Origin of the sequence: Paraburkholderia metrosideri (assembly GCF_904848625.1) — a bacterium.
Taxonomy (GTDB): Bacteria; Pseudomonadota; Gammaproteobacteria; order Burkholderiales; family Burkholderiaceae; genus Paraburkholderia; species Paraburkholderia metrosideri.
The window spans coordinates 24,724-42,847 of record NZ_CAJHCP010000020.1 but is presented as its reverse complement, the minus strand read 5'-3'; the positions used below and the strand labels follow the sequence as shown (position 1 = coordinate 42,847).

Below are 18,124 nucleotides of genomic sequence, written 5' to 3'. Positions count from 1 at the left end.
GGTTAGTTCAAGCTCGCCTGCGTGGGCTTCACTTCCACGTAGGCGGTGTCACGCAGTTCACGCAGCCAGTCGGCGTAAGCCTGTTCGGCCTTGCGCTGACCGATTGCCTGACGCGCCAGATCCATCTGCTGCGAAACCGAACCTTCTGCTTCGCGGCGGCCCAGCACCTGGATCAGGTGATAGCCGTATTCGCTGCGAACCGGGTCGCTGATCTGGCCATCCTGCAAGTTGTTCATCGCGCGTTCGAATTCCGGCACCGTTTCGCCCGGGCTGATCCAGCCGAGGTCACCGCCTTGCGACGCGGAACCGTCCTGCGAGTAGGTACGGGCAAACTTCTCGAAGTCGCCGCCTGCGGCAAGCTGGCTCTTGATGTCGAGCAGTCTCTGACGCGCTTGCGGCTCCGACATGCCGTCGCCGACGCGCAGCAGGATGTGACGCACGTGCGTTTGCGTGAGTTTCGGCGCGTCCGAGCTGCTGCCCTGACCGACGCGGCGCTCGACGAGGCGCACGATTTCGAAGCCGTCATTGGTGCGGACCAGATCCGGATTGATCTCGCCCGGACGCAAGGCCGACGCAGCCTTCACGAACTCAGGCGGCAGTTTGGACGGCGCCACGAAACCCAGATCGCCGCTGTTCTTCGCCGCATCCGGCGCTTGCGAATTGGACTTCGCGAGCTTTTCGAAATTGGCACCGCCCTTGGCTTCGGCCAGCAAAGCCTGCGCCTTGGTCTGCGCGGCTTCGATATCGGTTTCGGACGCGTTCAACGGCGCCTTGATGAAGATGTGCTGAATGTGCAGGTCGCTGGTCGCACCCGCATTCGGGCCACGCTGACTGGCGATGTAGTTCGCCACTTCGCCGTCCGACACCGTGATCTTGCTGTCCACTTCCTTTTCACGCAAACGCGACAGCGTCAGTTCGGTACGCGCGTCGCTGGTGAAAGTGGTCCAGGGCACGCCTTGCGCCTCGATCCGCGCGCGGTACATTTCGAGCGACATGTTGTTCGCCTGCGCAAGACGCTCAAGCGTTTTCTGCACGGCGGCGTCGTCGACGACGATGCCGTCGTCTTTCGCCTTCTGCAACTGGATGCGCTCCAGCACCATCTGGTTGAGCACCTGTTGACGCAACTGGTCGAGCGGCGGGACCGGCGCGTTCTGCTGATTCAGCCGGTGCGTGATCAGGCCCATGCGCTCGTCAAGCTCACGTCGTGTAATGACACCGTTGTTGACGACTGCGGCGATAGTGTCGACCGTTTGACCGTTATTGGCGACGGGGACGCTGCTGCCGTTAGTGCCGGGCAGCGCCTGAGCGTGAACCGGCGCAACCGACAGGAAGGACGCTGCGGCGGCAAGACCGGCCGCAAGCGTTGCCAAGCGAAGCTTTTTCATGATTGCCACAGATACTCCAATGATGTCGGGCGCGCCTGGCCCGTCTTTTCGCATGCCATGAATGATCGCGCAGCGTCATTCGTCATTCGTAATTGGTGAAACGTGATTCCGGCGGAGGCGGCGGCGGCAACGGCGTGTAGCCCGCCACGCCATTGCGGAACGCGGTCATCAGTCCGTTGTCGACGCTCGACAAGCCCTTGAACGTCAACTGCGCGAGGAACCGCGTGCTCGACTGATTCTGCCCCGACGTGTTCAGCCCGTTTGCGTAGCGCTGGATCCCCGCGCCGAGCGTCCAGCAATCGGCGTCGTACTGCATGCCGATCAGGCCGTCGACGATCCGGTGCCCGCCCAGGTCGTAGTTGAACCGTGCAACGCCGTACACCCGGTGGCTGAGCGGCCATTGGCCCGACACCAGTATCTGGTTGATCGGCTCGTTGTCCAGCGTGGTGTTCGCGCGGGTGTAGCGATACCCGACGTTAATCACCTTGCCGGTGGCCGGACTGAAGCCGAAGCCAACGCTCGTCTTGATCAACTCGTTGTTGTCGGCATTATATTGGAACGCCGTTTCCGAAGCGAAACCGGCCCCGAGCTTGACCGACGCGCCTGCAATCAGGTCCGAATGGGTCGCCTGCGTACTGGTCTGGCCCGGCTCCAGCGTGACGCGCTGGTCCTGGAAATAGTACTGCTGCGCAATTACGAAACGCGCCCGCTCATCGCCGGTGGCCGCGTTGATGAAGCGCGTGGTGATACCCGCGGTCAGGCGGTTCGCGTCGGCGATCCGGTCATTACCGACAAACGTGTTCGGCGTGAAAATCTCCGCCAGACCGAAGTCGGAGTCGGCCGTGTCGAACAGCGGCGCGTTTTCCTGATTGCGGTACGGCGTGTACACGTAGTACAGGCGCGGCTCCAGCGTCTGGATATAGTCCGCGCCGAAAATCCGCACCGAGCGCTCGAAGGTCAGGCCCGTGTCGAAGCTCAGCGTCGGAATCGACTCGGTGAAGTTCTTCTGCGCGTTGGGCACGCCGTTCAGATCGGTGCCGATGTTGTTCAGGTTGTACGACGCGAAGTGCCACTGCACCTTCGGCGTGACGAAGTACCCCGGCCCGACCACCGAATACGACAGGTACGGGTTGAATACGACCCGCTGGCCTTCCGACAGGTCCTCGGTCGTGATGCGGAAGTTCGTGTAGTCGGCTTCCGCGCCGAAGTCGAATCCACCGACGTTGTACTTCGCGTACTTCACGTTCAACTGCGGCTCGCGGCCATATGGCGCGACCGACGGCGTCAGCGTCTGCCAGTGCTGTTCGCGAGCGAGCACCGACCACGGGCCGTTGTTATAGGTCAACCCGGCTTCCTGTTGATACAGGAGCTGGGTGCCGTTCATGAACTGGTTGACCGACGACGACAGGTCTTCCGGATACTGGTTGTCCGAAACCTTGTTGTAGTAGACGTAACCTGCGAACCCGTTACCGAAATTCTGGTTGTGCTGGATGTACAGCGCGTAACGGTTGGTGTGCGTCAGGTGATCGTCAGGCAGGAATTCGCCGGTGATCGAGCCCGAATACGTGGGCGACAGATAGCGGAACGAAGTCTGCAACTGCACACCGCGCTTGGAGATCAGACGCGGCGTGAGCGTCAGATCGCGGTTCGGCGCGATGTTGAAGTAATACGGCACCGACAGTTCGAAGCCGTTGGTCGAACTCAGCGAGAACGTGGGCGGCAACAGCCCGCTGCGCCGCTCGCCCGACAGCGGGAACGACAGCCACGGCGACGCGAACACCGGCACGCCCTGGAAGAACAGCACGCTGTTGTACGCGACGCCTTCGTCCGCGCCGGTGTCGAAATCGAATTCGCTGCCCTTGATGTACCAGGCCGGGTTGTCCTCGCACGAGCAGGCCGTGTAGGTGCCCTTCGTGAACACCGAGCGCTCCGCGTCGAGCAGGTCGACGCGCTGCGCGCTGCCCGAGCCGCCCGTCAACGTGAAGTGGTACTTCGGCGAAGTCATGAAGCCTTCGGTCGAATCCACCCGCAGATGCGCGTCGGGGCCGATGAAGGTGTTGCCGCTGTTGATCACGTGGACGTTGCCGTAGGCATCGGCCATGTCCGTGTCCTGATCGTAGTGCAGCGCGTCGGCCTTGATCACGGTCGTATTGCGGCGCACCTCGGCTGAACCCTTGGCCGCCAGGTCCTGGTCGATCGTGCCGCTGGCGGCGTCGCCGAGCACGAACGTGGCCGGCGACTGGCCGGGTTGCAACAGATGGTCCTCGAGCTGCGGCGCGAGCCGCATGCCCCAGGGCGCGTAGATAGATTGCGGCTGCGCGGCTTCCCCCACCAGTTGGGCGTGAGCAAGCGCAGGCATCAGGCCCGGAACGGCGATCAACGCCGCGACGAGCCGCCTTTTGCGCGGCGCGGCCGCACAGGAGGGAGTCGTTTGGGAAAGCTGTCTAGGCGGCATGTATCGTTTGGCGAATCGGCCCGTCCGTCAGCTTTTGCAGTCACGATCCACCGCCTGCACATCCCGACCGTGACAGTCGGCTGCACATCCATATTTACAATCTGTCGAACGATGAGGCGGGCGGTGAAGCGGAACACGCGAAAAGCCAGCGTGAGTCGCGTCAAAAAAGTCGTGGGGTATTATATGGCAAGACGTTGCCCCTAAGAATTTGCCGCCGGTTTACATGACGCTGCCACCCTCCCAAGACACTCCCGACTCCCGCCTGCAACTGCTCAAGACCTGGCTGCAAGGCCATGCAGCGCGCTATTCACTCGAACTCGACACGCTTGCCCCCGCTTCATCCGACGCCAGTTTCCGGCGCTATTTCCGTGTCGCCGGTAAGGTGGTGGAAGGCGAAAACACCGGCTCGCTGATCGCCGTCGATGCCCCGCCGCCCGAAAAGTGCCGCGAATTTGTGCAGGTCGCCCAATTGCTCAACGCAGCGGGCGTGCACGTGCCGCGAATTCTGGAGGTCGATTTCGACGCCGGACTGATGCTCGTGACCGATCTGGGTACGGCTTCGTACCTCGGCGCACTGACGCAAGCGCAGAACGGCGACGATCCGCGCCGTGCCCGCACGCTGATGCGCGATGCACTCGACGCGCTGATCCGCTGGCAGCTCACGTCGCGCGAAGGCGTGCTGCCCGAATTCGACGAAGCGTTCCTGCGCCGCGAGATGGAGTTGCTGCCGGAATGGTTCATCAGCCGGCATCTGGGCCGCGAGGTCGACGAAAAGACCCGCGGGCTGCTCGATCGCACGTTCGCGCTGCTGATCGCGAGCGCCCGCACGCAGCCGCAAGTGTTCATGCTGCGCGATTTCATGCCGCGCAATCTGATGGTCGCCCCGCAGCCGAATCCGCTGAATCCCGGCGTGCTCGACTTTCAGGACGCGGTTTACGGCCCGATCACCTATGACGTCGCGTCGCTGCTGCGCGATGCGTTCATCGGTTGGGACGAAGAGTTCGAACTGGACTGCTTCGTGTACTACTGGGAACGCGCGAAAAAAGCCGGCTTGCCGGTCGATCCCGATTTCGGCGAGTTCTACCGCCAGCTCGAATGGATGGGGCTGCAACGGCACATCAAGGTGCTCGGCCTGTTCTGCCGGATCAACTACCGCGACGGCAAGCCTCACTACATGAACGATCTGCCGCGTTTCATCGGCTATGCGCGCAAGGTGGCTGAACGCTACGCACCGCTGCGCCCGTTCGCGAAACTGCTCGACGAACTCGAAGGCCGCGCGAATGAAGTCGGCTACACGTTCTGACCGATGACGATGTCTGTGAAGAAAGCGATGATTTTCGCCGCGGGCCGCGGCGAACGGATGCGTCCATTGACCGACGCGTGCCCGAAGCCTTTGCTCGAAGCCGGCGGCAAGCCGCTGATCGTGTGGCAGATCGAACGGCTCGCGCAGGCCGGTTTTCAGACCATTGTGATCAACCACGCGTGGCTCGGCGAAAAGATCGAGGCGACGCTGGGCGATGGCTCACGCTGGCAGGTCGAGTTGCGTTACTCGGCTGAGCATGACGCATTGGAGACAGCGGGCGGTATCGTGCAGGCGCTGCCGCTGCTGGAAGATAACGGCGAGAGCGAAGTATTTCTCGCGGTCGCGGGCGACGTGTACGCCGATTTCGATTACGCCACGCTGCATGCGCATGCCGACAGATTGCAGACGCTTGCAGAGCCGGGCATGCATCTGGTGATGGTGCCGAATCCGGTGTTTCATCCGGCTGGCGACTTCGGTCTGGTCGACGGCGTGCTGTCTCTTGATGCCCGACCGCGTTTGACCTTCGGCAGCATCGGGCTTTACGACACACGCATGTTCCACGCTCTGCCGCGCGGCACACGTCGCGCGCTGTCGCCGTATTACCGTGACACGATCGGGCGCGGACTGGCGAGCGGGGAGTTGTACGAGGGCTCGTGGGAGAACGTCGGGACGCCGGCGCAATTGCAGGCGTTGGATCAGCAGTTGAAGGCGCGCTGAGCGCGAAAGCCCTCGCTCGCGCGCGACAGCCCGAGGGCATGTTGCCGCCGCTACCTCACGCGCCTGCCGGCAAGCACGTCGCGTCGCATCGCGCTCGCTTAGTGCCCACCCTCCCCCGCATCCACCGCTTCCATCGACTCCGGCACCTCTGCCGCGCGCTGCTGCAACGCCCACATCTGCGCGAACAGTCCGTTCGCGCGCAGCAACTCGGCATGCGTGCCGCGTTCGACAATCCGCCCCTTGTCCATCACGATGATCTGCTGCGCGTGTACCACGGTCGACAACCGGTGCGCGATGATCAACGTCGTGCGTTCGCGCGCGATCTGATCGAGTTCGTGCTGGATCGCGCGCTCGGAACGCGAGTCGAGTGCGGAGGTGGCTTCGTCGAAGAGCAGGATCGGCGGATTCTTGAGTATGGTTCGCGCAATTGCTACACGCTGCTTCTCGCCACCGGACAATTTCAAACCGCGCTCGCCGACCGGCGTTTCATACCCCTTCGGCAATCCTTCGATGAACTCGTGAATATGTGCGGCGCGCGCCGCCGCAATCACTTCGTCGCGTGTCGCCGACGGCCGGCCGTACGCGATGTTGTAGTAGATCGAATCGTTGAACAGCACGGTGTCCTGCGGCACGATGCCAATCGACGCGCGCAGCGAATCCTGCGTGACGTCGCGAATATCCTGACCGTCGATCGTAATCGCGCCACCGTTCGCGCGATCCAGATCGTAGAAGCGGAACATCAGCCGCGCGAGCGTCGATTTACCCGAGCCGCTGTGACCGACAACGGCAGTGGTCGTACCCGCCGGAATCGTAAAGCTCACGTCGTGCAGAATCTGCCGCGCGGGTTCGTACGAGAAATTGACGTGCTCGAAACGCACTTGCGCACCGCTCACCTGCAACGCCGACGCATTCTCGAGATCGGGCACTTCCTGCGCGGCGCCGAGCAACGTGAACATCCGATCCATGTCGGTCAGACTCTGCTTCAACTCGCGATACACGACGCCAAGGAAATTCAGCGGAATATAAAGCTGCAACATGAACGTGTTGATCAGCACCAGGTCGCCGAGCGTGAGCCGCCCGGCCATCACACCTTGCGTCGCGCGCCACAGAATGAACACGAGCCCCGTGCCGATAATCGCCTGCTGTCCGAAGTTCAGCGCCGACAGCGAACGCTGCGACTTGATCGCCGCGGTGCGATAGCGCTTGAGATTTTCGTCGTAGCGGCTCGCTTCCCACTCTTCATTGCCGAAGTATTTGACGGTCTCGTAGTTGAGCAGCGAATCGATTGCACGCGAATTCGCCTTTGAATCGAGATCGTTCATCGTGCGACGAAAATGCGTGCGCCACTCGGTGACCTTCACCGTGAAAACGATGTACACCGCCAGCGCGATAAACGTGACGATCGCGTAGTACGCCTCGTATTTGACGACGAAAAAGCCGAGCACGAGACCGACTTCGACCAGCGTCGGCAGAATGCTATATAGCGAATACGAAATGAGTTGTGTGATGCCACGCGTGCCGCGTTCAATATCGCGCGACATGCCGCCGGTTTGCCGTTCGAGATGAAACCGCAACGACAGCGCATGCAGATGGCGAAACACCTTCAGCGCCAGTTGACGCACCGCGCTTTCCGTTACTTTCGAAAACAGGATTTCGCGCAGTTCGGTAAAGAGCGACGTGGACAGGCGCACCACTGCATACGCGACCACCATCAAACCGATGCCGCCCAGCAGCACGATACCCGGCGCATCGTGCGCACGGCCGAGCGCCGTGAGATGCCGCACCGACGCGAGGCCGTCGACAATCCGCTTCATCACGATCGGCACGCCGAGATTGGCGACCTTCGCGCCGATCAGGCAGGTCAGCGCGAAGCCGACGCGCCATTTGTACGTGGCGAGATAGGGCAGCAGTGACAGAATCGTCTGCCAGTCGTTGCGAGGCTGGGTGGAAACAGGGGAGAGTTCGGACGAAGACGAGCGGCGCATGGGGATAGGCTGGGGAAAGTGGAAATGCCGGAGTTCGCAGCGGTGCGCCGACCCTCGCGTGCCAACCGGCACACTGCTTTGTCGCGCGACCTGGCTGGGCGCTTTCCCGTACAATTCCTGATCTTTCTATTGTCGCAGAAGCTGGCTGGCGCCGCTTTTGATGGGCTGTCCGGCCGCTGGCCGCAGCCTTGGCTGCGCGGCCGCCTTGTACCGCCGGGTTGTCCGTGACCAGGTACAGTTGTCGTGAAGTCCCCGCCTGCCGGTCGAGCCGACCGAGCCAATCACGTTTTCAAGGGTTCCCCCGATGACCGATCTTCAACTCCCGCAAAAGCACTGCGCACTGCGTGTCGTACCGCAACCGTCGGACGCGAATGTCCACGGCGATGTATTCGGCGGCTGGATCATGGCGCAGGTGGATATTGCCGGCTCGATCCCGGCAAGCCGTCGTGCGAACGGGCGGGTGGCGACCATCGCGGTCAATTCGTTCGTGTTCAAGCAGCCGGTGTTCGTCGGCGATCTGCTGAGCTTTTACGCGGATATCGTCAAGACCGGCAATACGTCGGTGACAGTCTCGGTCGAGGTCTACGCGCAGCGCATGAGCCTGACCGAAGAGGTCGTGAAAGTCACCGAGGCGATCCTCACCTATGTCGCGACCGACAGCGACCGTCGCCCGCGCGCATTGCCGGTGCTGGATTAAATCGAAACGCTTAAGTCTTCAACACGCTACCGCTGCTGAAGCACAAACAGAACGAGGCGCTGTCGCGCCTCGTTCTGTTTCATGCGTTGCAATCTGCATTAGCAGGCCGCAAAAGCAGGCCTCAAATGCAGGCCTCACAAGGCCCCACAAGCGGGCCGGACCGCTCCAGCTTCGCTACCGCTTACTGACTCGCCGCGGCACCAATCCCTGCCTTCTTCTGCGCATTCTGGATATCGTTCGGATAGTTCGGATCGTTGCGCGCGGGGTTATAGCCGTGCGCTTCCAGATTCTTCAACTCCGCGTTCTTCTTCGCCCGTGCCTCTTTGTGCGCGGCCTTGCGCTGCGCTTTCGTGGTGTGCGACTTCGCGCCGGTGTCCGCCTTCGCCGAGTCGGAATTCTCTCCGGCCGGCCCTCCTCCACCGCCGCCGCTTTGTGCGAACGCTGGCGCGGCGGCCGCCACGCTCAGTACAACCGATGTCAACAAAACAGCCAGTTTCTTTGCAGGTGAAGACGTCATTGTTTTCTCCAGTCGGATTGGCGAATAGTCGACAACGCAACGCCCGGGACCGGGTATGAGCAGCGAAAACGACACTCGAGCGGACGAACGGACGGGCGGAGCGCTGCTTGAATCGGTACTTCGTGGTTCCCAGCAACTCTGAAATGGGAACCACGAATATATACGACTGAAATTCACACGCAAATCGCTTTTACGTTGCGCCGAACGCCAATCAGGCGCTCCGAACGGACGCCGGATAACCTTGTGCAGCACCGTTGCCGCGCAAATAGACATCGACTTGCGCTTCGATCCACTGCGCAAAATGGGCCTGGCGGGCGTTGAGAATTTCGCGTTGCTGCCACACGAGCCAGTACGGATACCGATACGGCACGCGGATGCCGGTAATCTGCACCAGTTCCCGTTGCGCCAACGCGTGCGCGACCAGGCTGCGCCGTTCAAGTGCGACGCCCTGGCCCAATCGGACTGCGCTGATCACGATATTCGAGTCGTTTGCCGACAACACCACGCTTTGTGCCGCCGGCTCCGCGACTTGCGCTGCCTTGCACCAGTCGGCCCACGGCGTATCGGGGCTGGAAATCAGCGGACAGGCCAGCACGTCTTCAGCGGTAACGGGAAGACGGCCATCTGGTCCAAGCGAAAAATGGGGAGCGGCGACGACCACCATCTCGTCGTCGAACAGCTTTTGTTGCGCGACGTCGGGCCAGTGGCCCTGTCCCATGCGAATGCCGATATCGGCGACACCCTGACGAAAATCCTCGACTTGCAGACTGGTCAGCAGACGAACCCGATAGTACGGATGCGCTTCGCGAAAGCTCGCGAGACGCGGCACGAGCCAGTGCTGCGCGAACGACGGCAACGTGGAGATCACCAGTTCGCTTTCATGCGGACGCGCCTGCGCGCGACGCGTGGCATGCGTGATGTCGCGCAGCGCCGCGCGTATGTCGAGCGCGTAAAGCCGCCCTTCCTCGGTCAGCCGCAGCCCGCGCGCCTCGCGCACGAACAGCGCAACACCCATGACGTCTTCGAGCACTTTGATCTGCTGGCTGACCGCCGAGTGCGTGACATGCAGCTCGCGCGCCGCCTGCGTCACGCCGCCCAAACGGGCGACGGCTTCGAAGCAGCGGAGTGCGGTAAGGGGTGGAATCGGCTTCATGTAAGAAATTCTGACGTAGCTCGTCGGTAATTGTCGCTTTTTTTGACGCGCGGAGATGCTTAATCTATCGGCTGAACGCGCGAGAATGGATGCCGGTTGGGCAATCGCCACGCTGCGTCAGGCCCGCGCGGATGATGATAGAACTTCTAACGGAATGAACATGAAACTGATCGGAATGCTCGATTCGCCGTACGTTCGGCGGGTCGCTATCTGCGCCAAATTGCTGAAACTCGATGTCGAGCATGACTCGATCTCGGTGTTCAGCACCTACGACCAGTTCGCGAAGATCAACCCCGTCGTCAAGGCGCCCACGCTGATCGCCGACAACGGCTGCTGCGTGATGGATTCGACGGTGATTCTTCAGTACCTGGCAACGCTCGCCGGGCCGGCGCAGCGCCTGTTTCCCAGCCGCCCCGACGATGCGTTGCGCACCGCCCGCCTGAACGGCCTGGCGCTGGCCGCATGCGAGAAGACGGTGCAGATCGTGTATGAGCGCAATCTGCGTCCTGCCGAGAAGCAGCACGAGCCGTGGGTCGAACGCGTGCGCACGCAATTGCTCGCCGCTTACGGCGAACTCGAACGCGAGGTGGCCGCGTCCGCGCTGCCGGTCGACGCTGAACAGTTCGACGCGGCGGACGTCACGGTAGCGGTGGCGTGGCATTTCACGCAGATGATGTTGCCGGAGATCGTCAGCCCGGCCGGGCATCCGCATTTACAGGCGTTTTCCGCGGCGGCGGAGGCGTTGCCGGTCTTTGTGGAGACCCCGGCGCAGTGAGTGAGGCTGCATTTCGGTACGGCGCGTTGAAGCTACATCGCGGAACCTCGCGGCAACGGTTACGCGCCGGTCCGATCCGCGGCGGGTTCGCTCATCACTGCGCCGCGTCGCCAACGGGCACGTGATCCACGCCATAAATCGCGTCGCGCAACGCAAACACAAAATCGCCGGACATCCCCTCGTAAAGCGTATTGGTCAACGCCACGACGCTCAATCCGCGAGCGCGATCGACAAACCACGAATGTCCATAGGCACCGCCCCAGCGCCAGGTGCCGGGCGATTGCGGCGACGCCGCCGCGAGCGGGTCGCGCAACACCGCGAAACCCAGACCGAAGCTGAAGCCCGGAGGATCCGGCGGTCCCATCTCGCCGGTCTGAATGCGGCCCATCTCGTCGACCAGCTCACTCGCCAGCAACTTGCCGCCGCCCTGGCGCAGCGTGTCGAGTAGCTTCAGCACGTCATCGGCGGACCCCACCATGCCCGCGCCGCCCGATGGAAACGCCTGCGCGTCCAACGCACGCGCCGGCTCGAAATCGATCCCGACCACCCCTTCGATCGATGCGACACGCTCATGGTCCCGCATCCGGTGCGGCGCGTGAGGGGGCGCGTTCACATAAGGCGTGGCGAGGCGCGACGCATCGAGCGCGTGAAAAGCGGAATCGTTCATCTCTAACGGCGCAGTCACGAGTTCGCGCACCGCCTGATCGAGTGGCATACCCGTCACGCTTTCGATCACCGCGCCCAGCACGTCGATCGACAACGAGTAAAGCCATCCGGTACCCGGCGCGAACATCAACGGCACACTGGCGATCCGGCGCACGTTTTCAGCGAGCGTGATATCCGGGTGGTCCATGCCGTCGGACACGCCGGCGCGTGCATAAGGACCGTGCCCGTCCGCTTCGAGAAAGCGGTAGCCGAGACCCGCCGTATGCGTCAGCAAATGCCGTACGGTGATCGGCGCCGGCATGCCGTCCGGCCCCTCGGGCGTGAATTCGGGCAGATAGCGGGTGACCGCGTCATCGAGTCCGAGACGCTTTTGCCCGACCAGCACCATCGCGGCTGTCGATACCACCGGCTTCGAAATCGACGCGAGACGGAACAGCGTGTCTTCGCGCATCGGCTGCCGGTGCTCACGATCGGCGAGACCCGCCGCGCGGCGATACACCGGCTCGCCGTGCTGTGCGATCAGCACGACACAGCCGACGAGCCGCTGCGAAGCCAGCGCAGCGTCGATCACCGCATCGACGCGCGACGACAGTGGCGCGGCCGGAGTGGCGGAGGCGGAAGCAGAGGCAGAAGCAGGCGGGATAGGTGAAGACGGCATGGCGGCTCCATCGGCAGGAATGAGAGGGCGGGTGCCGCCATCATACGGGCCCGGCGCGCGAAGAAAAACTGGCACGGGTGCGCCGAAGTACGGCGCTGCCCGTGAATCAGGCCGGCTCCGCCTCCAACTCCCGTCCCACGCCGTCCTGCATCAACTGAGCAATAGCCTGCGTCGACAACGGCCGCGCGAAGTAGAAGCCTTGCATTTCATCGCACGCACGCTCCTTCAGGAACGCGAGCTGCGCGGACGTTTCCACGCCCTCCGCGATCACCTGCAACTTCAGCGAATGCGCGAGCGCGATGATCGCCGACGTGATCGTCTCGTCATCCCCCGACACGCCGATGTCCGACACAAACGAGCGGTCGATTTTCAACCGGTCGACCGGGAAGCGCTTCAGATAGCTGAGGCTCGAATAGCCGGTGCCGAAGTCATCGATGGCAAGGCCGATACCCAGCGCGTGCAACTCGTTGAGCATCGACACCGCCTCTTCGGCGTTGCGCATGATCGTGCTTTCGGTCAATTCGAGTTCGAGGTACTTCGGTTCGAGCCCGGTTTCGTCGAGCACCTGCATCACGAGTCTGGCGATATCGCGTTGCTGGAACACCCGCGCCGACAGATTCACCGACACCCGCGCCGGCGGCAAGCCTTCATCCTGCCAGGCCTTGTTCTGCCGGCACGCCTCGCGCAGCACCCATTCGGACAGCGGCCCGATCAGCCCGCTCTCCTCCGCCATCGGAATAAATGACGACGGCGGCACCAGCCCGACTTCCGGGTCGAGCCAGCGCACCAGCGCCTCGGTGCCGACAATCTGTCCCGTCGTCATATCCACTTGCGGCTGGTAATGCAGCAGGAATTCGTTATCGCGCAACGCGCGGCGCAAACGCCGTTCGAGATTCAGCCGCGCGCCTGCGCTGGCGTTCATCTCCGGCTGATAGAACTGGAACGTATTGCGGCCCATGTCCTTCGCGCGATACATCGCGAGGTCGGCCTTCTTCATCAGCGTTTCGGCGTCGTCGCCGTCCTGCGGGAACAGGCTCGCGCCCATGCTGCAGCCGACGTAAAGCTCGGTGCCGTCGAGCCACACCGGTTCGGCGATCGACGCGCGCACCCGCTCCATCCACGCAATCAGCGATTGTTCGTCGACGGTATCGGTCATCACGATCACGAACTCGTCGCCGCCGTGACGCGCGACCGTATCGCTGGTACGGGAACAGCGCGCCAGCCGCTCGGCGACCACCGCCAGCAGACGATCGCCGACGCTATGACCCAGGCTGTCGTTGACGTTCTTGAAGCCGTCCAGATCGAGAAACACGACCGCTACGCCCGAGTGATGCCGTTGCGCAACGACCAGCGCATGCTCCAGCCGGTCGCGCAGCAGGTTGCGGTTCGGCAGGCGCGTGAGGCTGTCGTAGTTCGCCTGATATTCGAGTTGCTCCTGATAACGCATCAGGTCAGTCACGTCATTGATCACGCCGATATGATGCGTGATCACACCCTCCGCATTCGGCACGGGCGCGATGAACAACTGATTCCAGAACAACGCGCCGTCCTTGCGATAGTTGCGCACCACCGCGCTCACTTCGCGGTTCGCCGCCAACGCCTGGCGGATCAGCGCGACCCCTTCCTGTTCGCGGTCGTCACGCTGCAACACGCGGCAATCGTGGCCGATCACTTCGGCCGGGTCGTAGCCGGTGATACGCATGAACGCCGGGTTCACATACTCGATCAGATTGCCGGTTGGAGACGGCGCGGTAATCAGAATCGCGTTGACGCTGGCGTCGAGCGCGCGGCTTTGCAGGCGCAACGCGAGATCGGCGCGCTTGCGCTCGGTGATGTCCGTGTACGAGCCGAGTACGCCGATCACGCGGCCATCGCCGTCGGTGAATGGCAGCTTGCTGGTGATCGTGGTGCGGTGCACGCCATCGATCACGAAGTCGACTTCGAAATTCATCTTCGGCATGGAGGTGTTCATGACCTCCTTGTCGTGCTTGTTCAGCATCTCGGCGAACGCGCGCCATGGCAGCTCGGCATCGCTTTTGCCGACCACCTGTTCGGGATACGCCAGTCCCGCATCCCGCGCAAAAGCCATGTTGCAGCCGAGATAGCGCGACTCCTCGTCCTTCCAGAAAATGCGCTGCGGAATATTGTCGATCACCGCTTCGAGCATCTGGTTCGAACGCTGCGCTTCGGCTTCGGCGTTGATCTGATCGGTGACGTCGACGGCCAGCACGAACAGCGCGGCGCGGCCAATGAAATCGAGCGCGTGATACGACACGTCGACGCTGATCGACGAGCCGTCCTTGCGCTTGTGATGCCAGATGCCTGCCATCGTGCGGCCATGGCCGATCGCGTCGCTGCGTTGCAGATGCGATTCGAGACGCGCGATTTCGCCATGCGAGCGAATCGCGCGAATCGTCATGTTGAGGAATTCGCTCTCCGAATAACCGTATTGCTGAATCGCAGCGGCGTTCACGGCAAGAAAGCGCAACGTCTCGCGGTCGAAGATATACATCGGCACCGGGTGATCGGCGAACAGCCCGCGAAACCGCTGGTCGTTGCGGCCGAGCGCGCGCACCGTACGCAGCTTTTCACGCGCGCTCCGCTCGCGCGCGCCGAAGGTCAGGATCAGCAGCACGCTGCCCGCCAGCATCGTCACGATCAGCACGACCATGGCGCGCTGCGTTTCCCTCGCCGACGCCGACAGCGACGCCTGCAGCGCGCGACTTTCCTCGTTGCGCAGCGCGGCCAGCGCGGCCTCGACGCGATCGAGTCCGAGACTGAGATGCGTGTAAGTCGACGACGCCCACGCGTGCGACGCCTGCATACCGACACTGGGATCTCTCAGCAACGCGTCTTCGATGTCATGTTCCAGTGCGTGACTGTCCTTGCTCAGCGCGGCCAGTGCGTTGAGGGTGGCGGGTTCGTCGCCCAGATTCTCGCGCAGATTGCGCTCCAGACTGGCCAGCTTCGAGGCCATCGCGGAGGCCGCGCTGATCGGTGCGGACCGGTCCGACGCTTCGAAGCGGCTGAGGGCGGCAAGCCCGTCATCGAGCGCCGCATGATAGGCGTCGAGGTCCTCGCGCGCACTCGTTGACCGCAACATGCGCAGGTCGGCGTCGCGTTGACCGCAAATCTGCGTGTAGGCGACGAACGCGTTCGCACCGACAGCAGCGACGACGACCGCTATGTTGATCAGCAGCCGCTTCGATAAAAAAGGAGTCATGGGTTCCGAACGTCAATCGTTCCGAGTGCGGGAGCGCGTATCGGTTCGGCGCGGCAGGCCGCATCGATTCGAGGCCTTTACGCGCCAACCCATGAATAACGGCAGGGTTCGGACAGGATTGAGGGTGCGGAGGTGAAATAAATGATTGCGCGCGACGCGTTGTGCGGTGCGGTTGGAGGCCCGCTTTCAGCGAAAACGTTTGCGCTCGATGCGCGTTGTGCAGTGCGCTCTGCAGAGTTGTTCGCCGACGCTACCCGGCTGCGTCAAACTCCTTCATTGCCGGGACGAAGTCGTGGTTGGCCTCCGGCTTGCGCGACAGTTTGGCCAGCACATAGCGCTTGAACGGCTCCAGCTCGGCCCAGCGGCCGACGCTCGGCGTCACCAGACCCGCCAGTTCCGCCTGACGCGCGACCCCTTCCGGCACGCTGTCGGTACGACGCCACACCGGCGACTCTTCCGGCGTGAACCACTCCGGTTCGACATTCGCATGCGTGCGCAGCATTTCGAACAGCGCGTGATCGAAGTTCGGTTCGATCTGCGCGTCTTCGTCGACGGGGAAACGGGCTAGTAATTTTCGGTCTTCGAGCGGCAGCAGTTGCCATTGTGCAAGCGTGATACGCAGCCCGAAACGGTCGAGATTAAAGCGTACCGACATGGGGATGTAGGTGAAATTCTCCGAAGACTCGACCTCGAAGTTGAACAGAAGCGGCGCTTCGTTGAGTCCCATGACCGTGTTCCTCGTAGATGGCGGGCAGCGTGCAAGCCCAGCTTGAGGTATTTTAGAACCTTATTCGCGCGACGGCGGCCCGGTTTTGGCGCTGCCAGCCAGCACCGGAAATCGCCACGCGCACCCAGCATCGCCAAGGAGTCACGCATTGAACGAACTGGACACAGCCGGACAACCCGGCGCCGTTGAGCGCCAGGTGCACCGGCATCGCGGCGCAGCGGTCGAAACCGTCGCAGATCACGTCGGCCAGGAATGGCCGGTCGCGCTCGTCTTCAACGGCATTTCGCATGCGGTGATGATGTGCACGCCGCGCGATCTGGAAGCGTTCGCGGTGGGGTTCGCGATCTCGGAAGGAATCGTGGATCGCGGCAGCGACATTCAGGATATCGAAGTCGAATTACACGACGATGCGGAATTGCCGCACGCCGAAGTGCAATTGCAGGTGGTACAGCAGGCCTTCGTCGCGTTGAAGGAAAAGCGCCGCGCGCTTGCCGGGCGCACGGGCTGCGGCGTCTGCGGGATCGAAAGTATCGACCTGCTCGATCTAAAGCCGGAGCGGGTGGCGGACACCGGCTTTTTGCAGCGGCTCGCACCGGACGCGATTGCCCGTGCCGCGCGCGAATTGCCCGCTCATCAGGCGCTGACCAAACTGACCGGCGGCCTGCACGCAGCCGCATGGTGCGACGCGGCAGGCGCGATCCACTATGCGTTCGAGGACGTCGGCAGGCACAACGCGCTCGACAAGTTGATCGGTCAACTCGTGCTCGATCGCGCGGATACGCGCGACGGTTTCGTGTTTCTGTCGAGCCGCGCGAGCTATGAACTGGTGCGCAAGGCCGCGCGCGTCGACGTGCCGATGGTCGCGACGATCTCGGCACCGTCGTCGCTGGCGATTACGATTGCCCGCAAGGCGGGCGTGCGGCTGGTGAGCTTCTGCCGCGAAAGTAGCTACGTCGACTACGATACGTTGCAGCCGGCGCAGCGTTGAATGGCGAGGCGTCCGAAGCACAACCGCACGTTCTGCCGCAGCCAGTCAATCGAATTGCCGGAAATCCGGCTTGCGCTTCTCGAAGAACGCCTTGAACGCCTCGCGCGCTTCCGGCGCGAGCAGCATCTTGCCGAAATGCACGGCTTCTTCCGACATCTGCGTCTGCAATTCCTGGTGGCTCGCGCGCTTCATCAGGCTCTTCGTCACGCGCAATGACGACGCCGGCAACGCCGCCAGTTTGGCGGCCTGCGCAGCAGCAAACGCGTCGACCTCACCCGCCGGCAGCACGCGATTCACGAAGCCCATACGCTGCGCTTCTGCCGCATCGAAAGCTTCGCCGAGCAGCAATTTTTCCGCCGCCGCCTGATAACCGCCCACGCGCTGCAACAGCAGACTCGACGCAGCTTCGGGACACAGCCCAAGCTGCGTGAACGGCAGCGAGAAGCTCGCGTTGTCGCCCGCGTAAACGAGATCGCAATGCAGCAGCAGCGTCGTGCCGATGCCCACCGCCGGTCCCGCGACCGACGCCACCACCGGCTTTTCCGCCGACACCAGCGCGCGCAGGAACTGGAACACCGGCGCGTTCTCGCCCATCGGCGGCGTCTTCATGAAATCTTCGAGATCGTTACCTGCGCTGAAAATACCCGCGCTGCCACGAATCAGGATCGCGCGCACCGATGCGTCGCCGTGCGCTTCGACCATCGCGTCGGCCATCGTCTGATACATCGCGGCCGTGATCGCGTTTTTCTTGCCGGGCCGGTTGAAGGCAATCGTCAGCACGCCGTCGGCGCGCTCGACCAGGATATCCATCGTCATCTCCGTCATCTCCTCGTAGTCCTGCTGATGCAAATGTAAAAACGGTTCGCAAGCCTGGC

14 protein-coding genes are annotated in these 18,124 nt (G+C 62.7%); 5 read left to right on the top strand and 9 right to left on the bottom strand.

The genetic code is table 11. The features are described from left to right. Positions 1-2: 2 nt before the first annotated feature. Both LMG28727_RS31360 and LMG28727_RS31355 read right to left on the bottom strand, forming a co-directional pair. A complete protein-coding gene (locus LMG28727_RS31360) occupies positions 3-1,394 on the bottom strand; it encodes a peptidylprolyl isomerase (protein WP_201646193.1) in 1,392 nt (463 codons plus the stop codon). Positions 1,395-1,467: 73 nt separating this feature from the next. Next, on the bottom strand, positions 1,468-3,840 hold the full coding sequence (locus LMG28727_RS31355) for an LPS-assembly protein LptD (RefSeq protein WP_201646192.1): 2,373 nt from the start codon (positions 3,838-3,840) through the stop codon (positions 1,468-1,470). A 223-nt stretch (positions 3,841-4,063) separates the two neighbouring features. Between LMG28727_RS31355 and LMG28727_RS31350 the strand changes: the two genes are divergently transcribed. After that, on the top strand, positions 4,064-5,143 hold the full coding sequence (locus LMG28727_RS31350; RefSeq protein ID WP_201646191.1) for an aminoglycoside phosphotransferase family protein: 1,080 nt from the start codon (positions 4,064-4,066) through the stop codon (positions 5,141-5,143). Between the two features lie 3 nt (positions 5,144-5,146). Further along, positions 5,147-5,860, top strand: coding sequence for an N-acetylmuramate alpha-1-phosphate uridylyltransferase MurU (gene murU, locus LMG28727_RS31345; RefSeq protein ID WP_201646190.1), 714 nt, complete (start codon positions 5,147-5,149; stop codon positions 5,858-5,860). A 98-nt stretch (positions 5,861-5,958) separates the two neighbouring features. On the opposite strand, the gene LMG28727_RS31340 is transcribed toward murU, so the two are convergent. Beyond that, entirely contained in the window at positions 5,959-7,845 is a 1,887-nt protein-coding gene (locus LMG28727_RS31340; RefSeq protein ID WP_201646189.1) for an ABCB family ABC transporter ATP-binding protein/permease, read from the bottom strand. Between the two features lie 304 nt (positions 7,846-8,149). Here LMG28727_RS31340 and LMG28727_RS31335 point away from each other — a divergent pair, with 304 nt between their 5' ends. Beyond that, complete coding sequence (locus LMG28727_RS31335) at positions 8,150-8,542, top strand: acyl-CoA thioesterase (RefSeq protein ID WP_201646188.1); 393 nt, start codon at positions 8,150-8,152, stop codon at positions 8,540-8,542. Between the two features lie 181 nt (positions 8,543-8,723). Here the strand turns inward: LMG28727_RS31335 and LMG28727_RS31330 are convergent, their stop codons facing one another. Continuing rightward, positions 8,724-9,059, bottom strand: a complete 336-nt coding sequence (locus LMG28727_RS31330) for a DUF4148 domain-containing protein (RefSeq protein ID WP_201646187.1) — start codon at positions 9,057-9,059, stop codon at positions 8,724-8,726. 211 nt (positions 9,060-9,270) lie between these two features. Then, on the bottom strand, positions 9,271-10,212 hold the full coding sequence (locus tag LMG28727_RS31325; protein ID WP_201646186.1) for a LysR substrate-binding domain-containing protein: 942 nt from the start codon (positions 10,210-10,212) through the stop codon (positions 9,271-9,273). A 160-nt stretch (positions 10,213-10,372) separates the two neighbouring features. Here LMG28727_RS31325 and LMG28727_RS31320 point away from each other — a divergent pair, with 160 nt between their 5' ends. After that, entirely contained in the window at positions 10,373-10,987 is a 615-nt protein-coding gene (locus LMG28727_RS31320) for a glutathione S-transferase (protein ID WP_201646185.1), read from the top strand. Positions 10,988-11,081: 94 nt separating this feature from the next. Here LMG28727_RS31320 and LMG28727_RS31315 read toward each other — a convergent pair whose 3' ends face one another. The 3 genes from LMG28727_RS31315 to LMG28727_RS31305 all read right to left on the bottom strand — a co-directional run bounded on the left by LMG28727_RS31315 (position 11,082) and on the right by LMG28727_RS31305 (position 16,261). Then, a complete protein-coding gene (locus LMG28727_RS31315; protein ID WP_201646184.1) occupies positions 11,082-12,311 on the bottom strand; it encodes a serine hydrolase domain-containing protein in 1,230 nt (409 codons plus the stop codon). A gap of 106 nt (positions 12,312-12,417) precedes the next feature. Beyond that, entirely contained in the window at positions 12,418-15,534 is a 3,117-nt protein-coding gene (locus LMG28727_RS31310; protein WP_201646183.1) for a sensor domain-containing protein, read from the bottom strand. Between the two features lie 250 nt (positions 15,535-15,784). After that, positions 15,785-16,261, bottom strand: a complete 477-nt coding sequence (locus tag LMG28727_RS31305; RefSeq protein WP_201646182.1) for a nitrate reductase associated protein — start codon at positions 16,259-16,261, stop codon at positions 15,785-15,787. 148 nt (positions 16,262-16,409) lie between these two features. On the opposite strand from LMG28727_RS31305, the gene fdhD reads away from it, so the two are divergent. Continuing rightward, on the top strand, positions 16,410-17,249 hold the full coding sequence (gene fdhD / locus LMG28727_RS31300) for a formate dehydrogenase accessory sulfurtransferase FdhD (protein ID WP_201646181.1): 840 nt from the start codon (positions 16,410-16,412) through the stop codon (positions 17,247-17,249). Positions 17,250-17,294: 45 nt separating this feature from the next. On the opposite strand, the gene LMG28727_RS31295 is transcribed toward fdhD, so the two are convergent. Continuing rightward, positions 17,295-18,065 carry an enoyl-CoA hydratase gene (locus LMG28727_RS31295; RefSeq protein WP_201646180.1) on the bottom strand — a complete coding sequence of 257 codons (771 nt, stop codon included), beginning with the start codon at positions 18,063-18,065 and terminating at the stop codon, positions 17,295-17,297. Between the last annotated feature and the right edge of the window lie 59 nt (positions 18,066-18,124).